The 14,609-nt window shown below is 71.8% G+C and carries 8 protein-coding genes; 2 read left to right on the top strand and 6 right to left on the bottom strand.

Annotation, left to right across the window (positions count from 1 at the left end; translation table 11 throughout):
* Nucleotides 1–59: 59 nt before the first annotated feature.
* The 3 genes from ACIRST_RS22900 to ACIRST_RS22890 all read right to left on the bottom strand — a co-directional run bounded on the left by ACIRST_RS22900 (nt 60) and on the right by ACIRST_RS22890 (nt 5,089).
* Nucleotides 60–1,586 carry a glycosyltransferase family 39 protein gene (locus ACIRST_RS22900; RefSeq protein WP_350521427.1) on the bottom strand — a complete coding sequence of 509 codons (1,527 nt, stop codon included), beginning with the start codon at nt 1,584–1,586 and terminating at the stop codon, nt 60–62.
* 148 nt (nt 1,587–1,734) lie between these two features.
* Nucleotides 1,735–3,642 (bottom strand): 1-deoxy-D-xylulose-5-phosphate synthase, encoded by a 1,908-nt coding sequence (gene dxs / locus ACIRST_RS22895; RefSeq protein ID WP_350521428.1) that lies wholly within the window; start codon nt 3,640–3,642, stop codon nt 1,735–1,737.
* Nucleotides 3,643–3,910: 268 nt separating this feature from the next.
* Complete coding sequence (locus tag ACIRST_RS22890) at nt 3,911–5,089, bottom strand: ROK family transcriptional regulator (RefSeq protein ID WP_350521429.1); 1,179 nt, start codon at nt 5,087–5,089, stop codon at nt 3,911–3,913.
* 624 nt (nt 5,090–5,713) lie between these two features.
* Here ACIRST_RS22890 and ACIRST_RS22885 point away from each other — a divergent pair.
* Together ACIRST_RS22885 and pepN are read left to right on the top strand one after the other, a co-directional pair.
* Nucleotides 5,714–7,378, top strand: coding sequence for a PQQ-binding-like beta-propeller repeat protein (locus ACIRST_RS22885; protein ID WP_402803979.1), 1,665 nt, complete (start codon nt 5,714–5,716; stop codon nt 7,376–7,378).
* 164 nt (nt 7,379–7,542) lie between these two features.
* Nucleotides 7,543–10,122 (top strand): aminopeptidase N, encoded by a 2,580-nt coding sequence (gene pepN / locus ACIRST_RS22880; protein ID WP_402803977.1) that lies wholly within the window; start codon nt 7,543–7,545, stop codon nt 10,120–10,122.
* A gap of 93 nt (nt 10,123–10,215) precedes the next feature.
* Here the strand turns inward: pepN and ACIRST_RS22875 are convergent, their stop codons facing one another.
* The 3 genes from ACIRST_RS22875 to ACIRST_RS22865 form a co-directional block, all read right to left on the bottom strand.
* Nucleotides 10,216–10,443 (bottom strand): hypothetical protein, encoded by a 228-nt coding sequence (locus ACIRST_RS22875; protein WP_350521432.1) that lies wholly within the window; start codon nt 10,441–10,443, stop codon nt 10,216–10,218.
* Between the two features lie 235 nt (nt 10,444–10,678).
* On the bottom strand, nt 10,679–12,784 hold the full coding sequence (gene malQ / locus ACIRST_RS22870; protein WP_402803974.1) for a 4-alpha-glucanotransferase: 2,106 nt from the start codon (nt 12,782–12,784) through the stop codon (nt 10,679–10,681).
* 513 nt (nt 12,785–13,297) lie between these two features.
* Nucleotides 13,298–13,660: a transposase gene (locus ACIRST_RS22865; protein WP_402803972.1), complete on the bottom strand. Its 363-nt coding sequence runs from the start codon at nt 13,658–13,660 to the stop codon at nt 13,298–13,300.
* Nucleotides 13,661–14,609 lie beyond the last annotated feature (949 nt).

Below are 14,609 nucleotides of genomic sequence, written 5' to 3'. Positions count from 1 at the left end.
GGTGGTCACTGGGGCTCCTCCGTGTGTGCGGGCCCTTCGGCACCGCGTGTACGGACGTCTCAGTGCTTGAGGCGGTAGACCACGGTGTCGGCGAAGACGCCGACCATCTCGTAGTGGGTGTCCAGCAGGTTCTCGATCCGGGGGACCATGACCGGCTGGTACGGGGCGATGCCGGAGTCGTCCACCACGACCTCGGGCAGGCCGTTGGCCAGTTCCTTGTCGAAGGTCTGCCAGGCGTTGGAGACGCTGAACTGCTCGCCGACGTTGGCGCTGCCGTCCTTGCCGCCGCTGTAGTTGGTGAGGAAGCCCGCCGTCAGGTAGCGGGAGGCGGGCTTGCGGTCGGCCAGCCAGTACAGCTCGGGGTGCATGCCCCAGACCAGCACGGTGTCCTTGGGGGTGGTCTGGGCGGCGACGGCGGTGGCGACCTCGGTGGTGCGGTCGAGCCGCTCCCCCGGCCAGGCCAGCGCCAGACCCCAGAACACCGTGGCGGCGGCCGTGGTGTACGCCAGGACGGGCTTCCAGCGGATCGCCGACGTGGCGACCGCCCCGGTGCCCAGCAGCACCAGCGGCGGGATCAGCTGCAGGTAGTAGTGGCCGAAGAAGTGGAAACCGACGCTGACCGCGACGACCGAGGAGAGCAGCCAGACCCACAGGTCGGCGGTCGAGCCGTGTTCCTCGCCGGCCACCGGCAGGGGGCGGTGGCGGTACCTGAGCCAGAGCCGGCGCCCGACCGGCAGCAGGAAGCCCAGGCCGGCCCCGGCCAGGATGGCGGAGTTGCCGAGCGCGCGGCCGAGCATCTGCAGCCAGGCGCCGCCGAAGGAGGCGTAGTCGCCGCTGCCGGTGACCACCCAGAACAGGAAGCCCTTGGGCTTGGTGAGGATCACCGCGACCAGCGCTATCGGCAGGGTGAAGCCGAAGCCGATCTTGAACAGGGCGGGCGGCCAGCGCACCCCGCGGCGGCGGGCGTCCTGGAAGAGCATCCAGAGCACCGGCAGCAGCACCGCGCCGCCGGTCTGCTTGGTCAGCGAGCAGAGCGCCACCGCGATGCCCGCGGCCAGCCAGCGGCGCCGCTCGGCGTACCGGAAGGCGGCCACCATGGCGGGCAGCATGAAGACCTCGAAGGTCGCCGCCTGGGTGTCCTCCGGGGAGAGCCCGATGGAGACCAGCAGGTAGAGCAGGCCCGCGCCGGCGCCGGCCCGGTTGCCCCAGCGGCCGCGGGCGATCGAGGCCAGCAGGATCGCGGTCACCAGGTGGGCGACCACGGCCAGGGTGCGCAGCGGCCAGAGCGAGGCGGAGCCGAAGACCGCGAAGCAGGCCTGGTAGAGCCAGGGCAGCAGCGGGGGTTTGCGGTCCACCACGGTGTCGTACAGCACCCCGCCGTCCGCCAGCATCCGGGCCTGGGTGGCCAGGAAGCCCTCGTCCGGGCTCCAGACGGGCCGGGCGAAGGACGGGATGTGGGTGAGCAGCGCAACCAGTGCGAGGACCGGCACCAGCCTGGTCCAGTACCCGTTCCGGAGATGGGTACGGACACGCTCGGGCAGGCGCTCGGCCAGTCCGGCGGGGCGGAGGCGGGTGGGGGTCGGCACGGTTGACAACCTACCGGGCGGGATCGGCGCCGGTGGCGCCGGTCCCGCCATTCAGTAGGATTGTCAGCTTGTTCCGTGACGAACTGTTACAGAGTTACGACGAACGGTCGTCGGCGGAACGGGTGACGCCCCCGTCGGCCCGCGTCGCTCAGGCGTCGACCGTCGCCGTGTCCAGGCGGGCGACCAGGGCCGTCACCTTCCGGGCGATGTCCGGGGCGTTCAGGCCGATCTCGGCCAGGATCTCGGCCCGGCTCGCGTGGTCCAGGAACTCCTGCGGGATGCCGAAGTCGCGGACCGGCAGGTCCACGTCCGCGTCCCGCAGCGCCTGCGCCACGGCGGCGCCGACGCCGCCCGTCCGGCCGTTGTCCTCGATCGTGACGACGACCCGGTGCTCGGCGGCCAGGCCGGGCAGGGCCCGGTCCACCGGCTTGACCCAGCGCGGGTCCACCACCGTGGCGGTGATGCCCTGGGCGGCCAGCAGGTCGGCGACCTCCAGGCTGGTCGGGGCCATCGCGCCGACCGAGACGATCAGCACGTCGGCGCGGTGGGCGCCGGAGGACTCCTCGGCGGCGCGCAGCACGTCCATGCCGCCGACCTTGCCGACCGCGGCGACGGCCGGGCCGACCGTGCCCTTGGAGTAGCGGACCACGGTCGGGGCGTCCTTGACCTCGACGGCCTCGCGCAGCAGCGCCCGCACCTGGTCGGCGTCGCGCGGGGCGGCCAGCCGCAGGGTCGGGATGATCTGCAGCATCGACATGTCCCACATGCCGTTGTGCGAGGCGCCGTCGTCACCGGTGACACCGGCCCGGTCCAGCACGAAGGTGACGCCCAGCTTGTGCAGGGCGACGTCCATCAGGACCTGGTCGAAGGCCCGGTTGAGGAAGGTCGCGTAGACCGCGAAGACCGGGTGCAGACCGTTGGTGGCCAGGCCGGCCGCGCTGGTGACGGCGTGCTGCTCGGCGATGCCGACGTCGAAGATGCGGTCCGGGAAGGCCTCGGCGAACGGGGCCAGGCCGACCGGGTGCAGCATGGCCGCGGTGATCCCGACGATGTCCTCGCGCTCGTGGCCGAGCGCGACCATCTCCTCGGCGAAGACCGAGGTCCAGCTCTGCCCGCCGCCGCTCTGGATCGGCAGGCCGGTCTCCGGGTGGATCTTGCCGACCGCGTGGAAGCGGTCCTCGTCGTTGTTCTCGGCGGCGTGGTAGCCGCGGCCCTTCTCGGTGAGGCAGTGCACGATCACCGGGCCGCCGAAGCCGCGCGCCTTGGTCAGCGCGGACTCCAGGGCGGTCAGGTCGTGGCCGTCGATCGGGCCGATGTACTTGAGGCCGAGGTCCTCGAACATGCCCTGCGGGGCGATGAAGTCCTTGAGGCCCTTCTTGGCGCCGTGCAGCGTCTCGAACAGCTGCTGGCCGACCACCGGGGTGCGCTGCAGCGCGTCCTTGCCCCAGGACAGGAAGCGCTCGTAGCCCTGGGTGGTGCGCAGGGTGGCGAGGTGGTTGGCCAGACCGCCGATGGTCGGCGAGTAGGAGCGCTCGTTGTCGTTGACGACGATGACGACCGGGCGGTCCTTGGCGTCCGCGATGTTGTTGAGCGCCTCCCAGGCCATGCCGCCGGTGAGCGCGCCGTCGCCGATCACGGCGACCACCGGGTCGTTCTTGCCCAGCAGCTGGTTGGCCTTGGCCAGGCCGTCGGCGTAGGAGAGCACGGTGGAGGCGTGCGAGTTCTCGATCACGTCGTGCTCGGACTCGGTGCGGGACGGGTAGCCGGACAGGCCGCCCTTCATCCGCAGCCGCGAGAAGTCCTGGCGGCCGGTGAGCAGCTTGTGGACGTAGCTCTGGTGACCGGTGTCGAAGAGGATGCGGTCGCGCGGCGAGTCGAAGACCCGGTGCAGCGCCATGGTGAGTTCCACCACGCCGAGGTTGGGGCCGAGGTGGCCGCCCGTCTTGGAGACCTCGGTCACCAGGAAGGTCCGGATCTCCTGGGCCAGTGCGGCCAGCTGTCCGGGCGTGAGCCGGTCGAGATCGCGCGGTCCCCGAATGCGGGTCAGCAGGGCCACCCGTTCCTCCTCGTTCAGTGTTCGCGGACCGCTGGCGGTCCGACGGGCGTCGCTGCCCGGTCCGGCGGCAGGCCGACGGTCGCGGCCGGTACCGACCGGTCGAGTCTAATGTCCGCTTGCCGGACACCGAGCGGCGCGCCCGGTGCCACCGTTCGGTTACCGCCATTCCGGGAGGTCGGCCGGGGGATGCGGGTCACGACAGGTTGACGGACTGGCGTTCGAGCGCCTTGACAACGGACGGCCGCCGCCGGGCTCGGATCCGGCGGTGCTAGGCGCGGCCCAGCGCGCCGGACTCGCCCATCTCGCTCATCACCAGCGCCAGCGCGCCGAGCACCTCGGCGCGGCCGCCGAGGGTGCCGGGGACCACCGAGAGCTGCCGGGCGGCGCTGGGGATCGCGTAGCGGGCCACCGAGTCGCGGATCGGGGCGAGCACCAGCTCACCGGCCTCGGCGAGGTCGCCGCCGAGGATCACCCGGCGCGGGTTGAGCAGGTTGCACAGGGTCGCGACGCCGGTGCCGATCTGCCGGCCGGCGTCGGCGATCACCCGGCGGCAGCCGAGGTCGCCCTGGTGGGCCAGCTCGACCACCCGGGGCAGCGTGAGGTCCGGGCCGAGGGTGGAGCTGAGCAGGGAGAGCAGGTAGCGGGAGCCGACGAAGGTCTCCAGGCAGCCGCGGTTGCCGCAGCGGCACACCGGCCCGGCCTCGTCCAGCGTGATGTGCCCTATCTCACCCGCCGTGCCGCCCGGGCCGCGGTAGATCTGGCCGTTGACGACCAGGCCGGCGCCGACACCGCTGGCGATCTTGATGTAGGCGAGGTCGCTCAGACCGCGGCCGGCACCCCAGACCAGCTCGCCGAGCGCACCGAGGTTGGCGTCGTTGTCCACGTGCACCGGCATGCCGAGCCGCTCGCCCAGTTCCCGCCCCGGGGCGATGCCCGTCCAGCCGGGCAGGATCGCGGTGGAGCCCAGCGCGCCGGTCTCCACGTCGATCGGGCCGGGCACGCCGAGGCCGACGCCGATCACCTTGTCCGAACGGAACCCGGCCTGCGCCAGCAGCCGCTCGACCATCGCCTCGGCGCGGTCGAAACCCTGCTGGGCGGAAACGTCCACGTCGATCGGGGCGCTCTCCTCGGCCAGCACCCGGTGGGCCAGGTTGCCGACCGCGACCCGCAGGTGGGTGTGGCCGAAGTCGATGCCGACCACGATGCCGGCGTCGCCGCTGAGCGAGACGCTGCGGGCCCGGCGGCCGCCGGAGGAGGTGTCGGCGACCACGACGGTGCCGCTCTCCTTCAACTCCCGCACGATGTTGGACACGGTGGCCGCGGAGAGACCGGTGCCGCGGGCGATCTCGGCCTGGGTCAGCGAGCCGGCCATCCGCACCGCGCGCAGCACCCGCTCCAGGTTCGCCCGGTGCAGGGACGACTGCGAGCCCGGTGTGTCCGTCGACATGATCCACCCTCCCAGGGCGGGGACCCCTCCGCCGGGTGTCCCCTTCAACTCCTGAAGGGTACGGCCCGGGGGCGGGGGCGGGGATGTCGACGGGGAGGGTTCGCAGGCGGATCGGAGGTGGATCGGAGGTGGACCGGAGGTGGAGACGACCGGGCGGCGGGCGCCGGTCCGGGACCGGCGCAGCGGCGGGCGCGGCGACGACGGCCGCCGGGGGCGGGTGAGCCGGACGGGTGATGCCGACAGGTGACAGCGGCGGGTGCGGTCGGCCCGGGAGCCGGGCGGGCGGGCCGCCGGGGTCACGCCGTGATGTCGGGGGTGGGGGCCGGGTGATCGGGGGGTGAAGGTGTTGCACGGCCTGGACCTGCGGGGACGAGGTTCGACGGTCCTGGCAGCGGCCGAAATCCACACACCACTAGCATGGTGCCCAATTCTCACCCGTCCCACCGGAACCGCGGACGGTACCGGCAGGGGGCACTTCCAGACATGACGGGGAATCAGATGGCAGGGGATCACCCTACGCCGGGGGCAGGCGAAACTCCCGGCAACGGTCCGCAGGACAACCGGGGCGTCTCGTTCGGGCGCCCGCCGGGCGGCGGTGTCGATCCGGCCGCCGTCGCGGACCAGATGACGCAGCTCGACGGCTCGGCCGTCCCGGGCCAGGCCGCCCCCGCCGGGCCGCCGCCCGCGCAGCCGCCGGCACCGCCCGCCCAGCCGCCCGTCGGCGGCGCCGACTACGCGGCGTACGCGCCGACCGCGGCCGGCGGCTTCCCCGCGCAGGCCCCGCCGCCCCCGCCCGGCGCCCCGGTCGGCCCGTACGACCCCGTCCCCGGTGGCCCGTACGGCGCCCCCGACGCCGGGCAGGGCTACAACAACACCGGCGGCTACAACTTCCCGCAGCAGCAGCCCGGGTACAGCTACCCCGGTGCGCCGGCCGCGCCCAAGCAGCGCAACCCCGTGATGCTGTGGGGCGGGATCATCGGCGGCGTGCTGGCGATCTCGATCGTGGTCGCCCTGGTCGTCCTGCTCAAGGACGACCCCACGCCCACCCCGGGCCCGGGCCCCGTCTCCACCGGCAGCACCAGCGACGGCGGCACCTCCGGGGACACCACCTCCTCCCCCGGCCCCGTCACCAAGGGCGCCACCTACAACGTCGCCTGGAGCGCCCCCAAGGGCGCCGGCACCGACGCCTCGAACCAGATGCTCGGCGTCTGGGGCACCGACAAGCTCGCCGTCCGCGTCGACAGCAACGGCATCAAGGCCTACAACCTGACCGACGGCAAGGAGGCCTGGACCATCCCGGTCCCCTCCGGCGTCAAGGAGCTGTGCACCGCCTCGTACGGCGCCAACTCCAAGGGCGTCGCCGCGATCTCCTTCAACACCGGTGACAGCGACTGCTCCACCGTCGGCGCCGTCGACCTCAACCAGGGCAAGCTGCTCTGGAGCACCAAGGTCTCGGCCGACCGGATGTCCTCGCCGACCCTGAGCGTCACCGACAACGTCGTCGCCATCGGCGGCAACATGGTCGGTGCGCTGAACATCGCCACCGGCCAGCCCGCCTGGCAGTACCAGCCCCGCGACAAGGACTGCAGCGTGCGCGGCCGCGCGGCCGGCGTCCAGATCGCCGTCAGCGACCGCTGCTACGGCGGCAGCGGTCCCAAGTCGCAGCTGGTCATCGTCAACGCCGAGACGGGCAAGGCGGCCAGCACGCCGATCACCCTGACCGGCCAGATCGAGCAGGTCGACCAGGTCGTCTCGGACAAGCCGCTCGTCCTGCTGATGTCCAGCGGCCCGCAGGGCGACTACGTCCTGCCGTTCGACAAGGACAACAAGCCGGGCAACCAGATGTCCGTCAAGGAAGCCGGTTCGGACAGCCTGCGCCTGTCCGGCCAGGACGAGGCCCTCACCCGGAACGTGGTCAGCGGCTCCACCCTGTACGTCCAGGTCAGCAGCACCAAGCCGGGCATCAACGCCTACGACCTGAACACCGGCAAGCGCCTGTGGGCGGCCACCACCTCCTCGACCAGCAACGACATCCGCCTGGTCTCGGGCACCGACAAGGACGGGAAGGTCCGCGCCGTCGTCGAGCAGGGCTACGACAAGCCGGCCCGTCTGGTGACGCTCTCGCCGACCGACGGCTCGATGACCGACATCGGCACCATCGCCATGTCGAACGGCCTGGACATCGGCAGCAGCACCTCCGAGTACGTCATCTCCGACGACGGCAGCGCGGTGTACGCCTTCCGTCGCTACAGCTCCACCGACGGTCCGCTGACCAAGTGGAAGAAGTGACGCCGGGGGCATGACCCTCCGTCGGGGCCGAGGGCCACGACGACACACGGGCGGGGCGGGTACGGGCGAACAGCCGGTACCCGCCCCGCCCGTGAATTTTCGGCGGACCCATGCGTTGGACATGCGAGGATTCGGAACATCCGCCTGACAAAGGAGTGCAGCGAGTGCCCGGCACAAACCTGACCCGCGAGGAGGCCCGCACCCGGGCCGATCTCCTCCGCGTGGACGCGTACGACATCGAGCTCGACCTGGGCTCGGCCCGCGAGGGAGGCACCTTCCGGTCCACCACCGTGGTCCGGTTCGCCGCCACCACGCCCGGCGCGGACACCTTCATCGACCTCGTCGCCCCGAGCGTCGAGGAGATCACCCTCAACGGGGCGTCGCTCGACCCGGCGAGCTTCGCCGACAGCCGCGTCCCGCTGCCGAACCTGGCCGCCGAGAACGAGCTGCGGATCGTCGCCGACTGCGCGTACACCAACACCGGTGAGGGTCTGCACCGGTTCGTCGACCCGGTCGACGGCGAGACCTACCTGTACACCCAGTTCGAGGTGCCGGACGCCCGCCGGGTCTTCGCCACCTTCGAACAGCCCGACCTGAAGGCCGCGTTCAGGTTCACCGTGACCGCCCCCAAGGGCTGGGTCGTGGTCTCCAACTCGCCGACCCCGACCCCCGTCGGCGACGGCAACACCCAGGTCTGGGAGTTCGAGCCCACCGGCCGGATCTCCAGCTACATCACCGCCCTGATCGCCGGCCCGTACGTCGGCGTCTTCGACAGCTACGAGAAGGGCGAGCAGAAGGTGCCGCTGGGCGTCTACTGCCGGCCCTCGCTGCGGGAGTTCCTGGACCCGGAGGCCATCTTCGAGGTCACCAAGCAGGGCTTCGACTACTTCCAGGAGAAGTTCGACTTCCCGTACCCGTTCGCGAAGTACGACCAGCTGTTCGTCCCGGAGTTCAACGCCGGCGCGATGGAGAACGCGGGCGCCGTCACCCTGCGCGACCAGTACGTGTTCCGCTCCAAGGTCACCGACGCCGCGTACGAGGCCCGCGCCGCGACGATCCTGCACGAGCTCGCCCACATGTGGTTCGGCGACCTCGTCACCATGGAGTGGTGGAACGACCTCTGGCTGAACGAGTCCTTCGCCACCTTCGCCGAGGCCGTCTGCCAGGCCGAGGCCCCCGGCTCCAAGTGGCCGCAGTCGTGGACCACCTTCGCCAACCAGATGAAGACCTGGGCGTACCGGCAGGACCAGCTGCCGTCCACCCACCCGATCATGGCCGAGATCAACGACCTGGAGGACGTCCAGGTCAACTTCGACGGCATCACCTACGCCAAGGGCGCCTCGGTGCTCAAGCAGCTGGTGGCCTACGTCGGCCAGGACGCCTTCTTCCAGGGCGTGCAGGCCTACTTCAAGCGTCACGCCTGGGGCAACACCCGGCTCAGCGACCTGCTCGGCGCCCTGGAGGAGGCCAGCGGCCGCGACCTCAAGGCCTGGTCCAAGTCCTGGCTGGAGACCGCCGGCATCAACGTGCTGCGGCCCGCAATCACGCTGAACACCGACGGCGAGATCGAGTCCTTCGCCGTGCTGCAGGAGGCCCCCGCGCTGCCCGCCGGCGCCAAGGGCGAGGCCGTGCTGCGGCCGCACCGCATCGCGATCGGCCTCTACGAGCTGAACGGCGGCGCGCTGGTGCGCACCGACCGGATCGAGCTGGACGTCGACGGCCCGCGCACCGAGGTGCCGGAGCTGGTCGGGCGTCACCGTCCGGCCGTCGTGCTGCTGAACGACGACGACCTGTCGTACGCCAAGATCCGGCTCGACGAGGACTCGATGGCCGTCGTCACCGAGCACCTCGGCGGGTTCACCGAGTCGCTCCCCCGCGCGCTGTGCTGGGCCTCCGCCTGGGACATGACCCGCGACGGCGAACTCGCCGCCCGCGACTACCTGTCGCTCGCGCTCTCCGGCATCGGCCGCGAGTCCGACATCGGCGTCGTGCAGTCCGTGCAGCGCCAGGTCAAGCTCGCCCTCGACGCGTACGCCGACCCGGACTGGCGCGAGGAGGGCCTCTCCCGCTGGGCCGCCGCCGCCGAGGAGCACCTGCGCGCCGCCGAGCCCGGCAGCGACCACCAGCTGGCCTGGGCCCGCGCCCTCGCCTCGGTCGCCCGCACGGACGGTCAGCTCGGACTGCTCGCCGGTCTGCTGGACGGCTCGGTCGAGATCAAGGGCCTCGCGGTGGACACCGAGCTGCGCTGGACGCTGCTCGGCCGCCTCGCGGCCACGGGCCGGGCGGACGAGGCCGCGATCGCGGCCGAGCTGGAGCGGGACAACACCGCGGCCGGCCAGGAGCACGCGGCCACCTGCCGCGCCGCCCGGCCGACCGCCGAGGCCAAGGCGGAGGCCTGGGCGTCGGTGGTGGAGTCCGACACGCTGACCAACTACGTCCAGGAGGCCGTCATCGCCGGCTTCCAGCAGTCCGACCAGCGCGAGCTGCTCGCGCCGTACGCGGAGAAGTACTTCGCGGCGGTCAAGGGCATCTGGGAGACCCGCAGCCACGAGATCTCGCAGCAGATCATCGTCGGGCTGTACCCGGGGCTGCAGGTGACGACCGGGACGCTGGAGGCCACCGACGCCTGGCTGGCCTCGGCCGAGCCGGCGCCGGCCCTGCGGCGCCAGGTCGTCGAGTCGCGGGCCGGGATCGAGCGCGCGCTCAAGGCCCAGGCGGCCGACCGTGCGGCGGGCGCTCGCTGACGAGGCGCGGACAACCCGAAGGGGCGCCGGACGGGATCGTCCGGCGCCCCTTCGGGGTTGTGCGGGTCCGGGTGGACTCCGTGCGCGGGGTGGTTACTTCTTCTTGGTCTTGCCGTAGGGCAGGCCGGCCAGGGCGGCGATCACCACGAAGAGAACGATCGGGAGAAACACGTACAGGCCGAGGGTCTGGCCGAGGCTCAGGCCGGTACCGGGGTCATCGCCGTCGTCCCTGGTGTAGGCCATGGCGGGCGACGACAGCAGCATCATCAGCGTGACCGTTGCGGAGACCGCGCCGGCTCGCAAAGCGTTCCTCTTGTCCACGTTTCCAACTTACCCGCCGCTTATGGGAGGGCGCGCGTCGGGGTCGGCCTGGTGGGTCGGGGGGCGTGCGCCGGGTGGTGACGGCGGGCCCGGGCGGGGCCGGCGGGGCCGGACGGGGACCTGTGCGGCCGGGACAGGCGGGGACCTGTGAGACCGGGGTGGGGCTGGTGAGGCCGGGGCCGGGAGGGGTGGCCGCACGCGGCGGGGGTGCCGCGTGCGGCGCGGGGCCGTCGGGTCAACGGGGCAGGGCGAGCAGGTGGGCCAGGACGCGGGCGGCGGGGGTGGTGGCGAGGCGGTCGAGGGTGACCGGGGCGCCGGAGCCGTCGGCGACCGGGAGGCGCCAGTTCGGGTACTGGTCCCAAGTGCCCGGCAGGTTCTGCGGGCGCGGGTCCCCGATCAGGTCCGGCAGCCAGACGCCGACCAGCTCCGCCGGGGTCGCCCGCAGGAAGCGGTACAGCGCGGGCATCGACAGCGGCTCGTCCGGGGTGAGCAGCCCCTGGGCGGCCAGCGCGGCCCGCCAGTCCGCCAGCTCCCCGGCCGCCTCCTCCTGCTCCTCGCCCAGCGGGCGGGCCAGCAGGCCGAGCCGGTGGCGCAGCTCGACGTGCTCCCCGGAGAGCCGGGCGGCGGTGCTCGGCAGGTCGTGGGTGGTCAGGGTGGCCAGGCAGCCAGGCCGCCAGCGGTCCGGGGCCAGGATGCCGCCACCGGCCTGCCAGTCCCGTTCGAACCAGAGCACGGAGGTGCCGAGCACCCCGCGCGCCGCCAGCTCCTCCCGGACGCCCGGCTCCACCGTGCCGAGGTCCTCGCCGATCACCGCCGTCCCGGCCCGGTGCGCTTCCAGGGCCAGCACGCCGAGCATCGCCTCGGCGTCGTAGCGGACGTACGCGCCCTCGGTGGGCGGGTGCCCGGCCGGCACCCACCAGAGCCGGAACAGGCCCATGACGTGGTCGATGCGCAGGGCCCCCGCGTGCCGGGCGGCCGCCCGCAGCAGGTCCGCGTACGGGGCGTAGCCGGCCTCGGCGAGGGCGTCCGGACGCCAGGGCGGCAGGCCCCAGTCCTGGCCGTGGGCGTTGAAGGCGTCCGGCGGGGCGCCGACCGAGATGCCGCCGGCCAGGACGTCCTGCAGGGCCCAGGCGTCGGCGCCGTCCGGGTGGACGCCGACGGCGAGGTCGAGGATCAGGCCGACCGGCATGCCGGCCTCGCGGGCGGCGCGCTGGGCGTGGCCGAGCTGCTGGTCGACCTGCCAGGCGAGCCAGTGGTGGAACTCGACCCGGTCCCGGAGCTCCTTGCCGGCCTGCTCGACGTGTGGGCCGTCCGGGTGACGCAGGCCCTTCGGCCAGTGGTGCCAGTCGGCGCCGTGCACCTCGGCCAGGGCGTTCCACAGGGCGTGCCGGCGCAGCCACTCGCCCTCCCGGCGCCGGAACGCCTCGTACGCGGCCTGCCGGCCGGGCCCGCGCGGCACCTCGTGCAGCAGTTCCAGGGCCTCGCGCTTGAGCGCCCAGACGGCGTCGCGGTCGATCAGGCCGTCGTGGCCGAGGACCTCGTCGCGCAGGCGGGCCGCCCGGTGGGTCAGCTCCTCGGCCCGGGCGCGCTGCTCGCCGTCGAGGTACGGGTACTCGGGGACGGCCTCGATCCGCAGGTGGACCGGGTCGGCGAAGCGGCGGGAGGAGGGGCGGTACGGGGACGGGTCGGAGGGGGTGGCGGGGAGCCCCGCGTGCAGCGGGTTGATCTGCACGAAGCCCGCGCCCAGGTCGGCGCCCGCCCACTGGGCCAGTTCGGCGAGGTCGCCGAGGTCGCCCATGCCCCAGGAGCGGTCGGAGAGGACGGAGTACAGCTGGGCGAGGAACCCCCAGCTGCGGCCGGGCAGTCGGGGGACTTCCTGCGGCGCCACGATCAGCGCCGCTTCGGCCTTCGCGCCGTTGGACTCCGCCTTGAGGGTGTGCCGCCCGAGGGGCAGGTCGGCGGGCAGCCAGTGCGAGTGCCCGCACGGCAGCTCCCAACTCCCGCCGTCCTCCAGCTCCACGTGCAACCGGGCGTCCGCGGGGACGTCCAGGGCGGTGCGCCGGCCCTGCCGGACCACCACGGTGGGCGGCAGCAACCGGGCGCGCTGCTCGGTCCGGTGACGCTCCAGCGCCTCCCGCACCTCCTCCGACGTCCCGGCCGCCACCCCCAGTGCGGCCAGCACGGCGACCAGGGTCCGCGCCCCCACCGCCCGTCCGCCCGGCCCCGGATGCCGGGTGTCCACCCCGTACGCCTGCGCCAGCGCGACCAGTTCGGCGGGCGGTGGCGGGGCGTCCTGCGCCGGTACCTGCTCGGCTCCGTCACTGTCGTGGTAAGCGGCCACTCGCGGCTCCTGCGATGTCTCGGCAACGCCCGGTCGGGACTCCCCAAGTCCTACCCGGGTAACCGCCCGGCGACGCTGCGCGACACGACGACAAGCCGTGAGGGATCAGCCCGAATCAAGGCGGCGAGAGGGGTCACGCCTGGCTGGTGCGCGCCGCGGCGACTCACAGTGCCGCCACACCCCCCGGTCGGCGACGAGCCCACCAGATCGAGATCGCGCAGCGATGCCGCGATCGACCGCCCTATCCGTCCTGTCCGTCCTGCCGTCGGAGACTTCCCACAGATTCCACAGAGCATCGGCCCCGTCGTCCCAGAACACCCAGAGGCGACCGAACTTCTCACAATGCCGGACGCCCACCCCCTCCCGAGGAGCATGCCACCGTCCGCATCCCATGCCACATCGCTCTGCCTACCCCTGCCTGCACTCACTCCACGCCCACCGCGCCCAACAGACCCAGGGACGGGTGAATGCCGACGGAAGCTGGAACGATCACAGTCAACGTCTTCACCCGGCCTAACGGTTCGGCGAGGCCTTCACCGCCTGGGCGTCGACGATCGCCGCTGTCGGCAGGATCCGGCAGCGCTTCTTCGCCCGCATCTGGTCACGGAGCATGTCGTGGATCCACTCGGCGGTGCCGTCGCGTTCCCACTCCTTGAAGTAACCGTAGATGGTGGTGTGGGGCGGGAAGTCGTGCGGAAGGTAGCGCCAGGCGATGCCGGCCCGCGCAACGTAGAGGATCGTGTTGACCACTTCCCGCAGCTCGGCTATGGGGCGCACGCCCTTCGGCGCGGGTGCGTCGCCACTCCAGCAACATGGCTCGATGAGCACCCACTGTTCATCCTTCAGATCTAAGGGGTACCGGCGCCGTTCCGTCACAGTTGATCAATATCGCAAGCACGGACTCGGCCACCACGAGATCCTGAAACCGAGTCCGTGCCGCAATAATCGAAGCCGGATAGCTGAGGGCACATCCTGCCGATCACTCTCTCAGAGGACACTTCCTGGAAGTCTCGAAAAAGCCAGGATTGCCTCATTCAGCTCAGACTCAAGAAGTCCCCGATTCTCCTGCACACGTTGGCGAACTTCATTCGCAGGCCCCTCCTGTTCTGCACTCAGCCTGAACCTCTCCCACGCTTCGAAAGTACGACGCGTATGTCTGGTCAAGACATTGGAGATCAGAGATTGCTCGCGGAACGTCAAGCCCTTTCCTGGCGAGCGGAGATAGAGCTGAGCATTCTCGGAAATAAACCTCCCCACGAGCACGCAAAGCTCATGCCCAAGGAAGTCGCAGGACAGTATGGCAATAGCTAGATTCAATGGGGTTGAGGCCGCCGGCCCCCGCAGAGAATCCGGAACTTCCCATTTCTCCCTCGGCTCGTCCAACCACTCCCACCCCTCAGGCCAATTCATCGTCCGCCCTCCTCCCCATCAGCCGAAGCGGGCCAGCAGCCACGCTTCCGCCGCGCCATCATGCGTCGGGATTTTGCACGCTCGGCCAGCCCTCCGGAGCCACCACCGAGCCCGACGACGGCGACGACCCGCCGCTTTGGGCAGCACCGGTCCGCTGACGTTGCCGTCAACTACTGCCGTCAGACCGCTTCGAGGAACAACGGGAGCCCCGCCGAAGATTCCGGCGGGGCTCCTGCTTTAATGCCTTCGGCAACTCACTTTAGTGCAATTCCATAGGCCTTAAACCATGGAATCAATTCGCGAATATGAGGGACTTTCCAATTACACCCTGCGGCGCAAAGCAATCGACGCCAGCGCCCGAGATGGGTCGGCCGACAGTGCACACGAGACTTGCCAGCCATCCTCCCCGAAGGTA

Origin of the sequence: Kitasatospora sp. NPDC101447, from assembly GCF_044767225.1 — a bacterium.
Classification (GTDB): Bacteria; Actinomycetota; Actinomycetes; order Streptomycetales; family Streptomycetaceae; genus Kitasatospora.
This window is presented reverse-complemented; position numbering and strand designations above follow the sequence as displayed.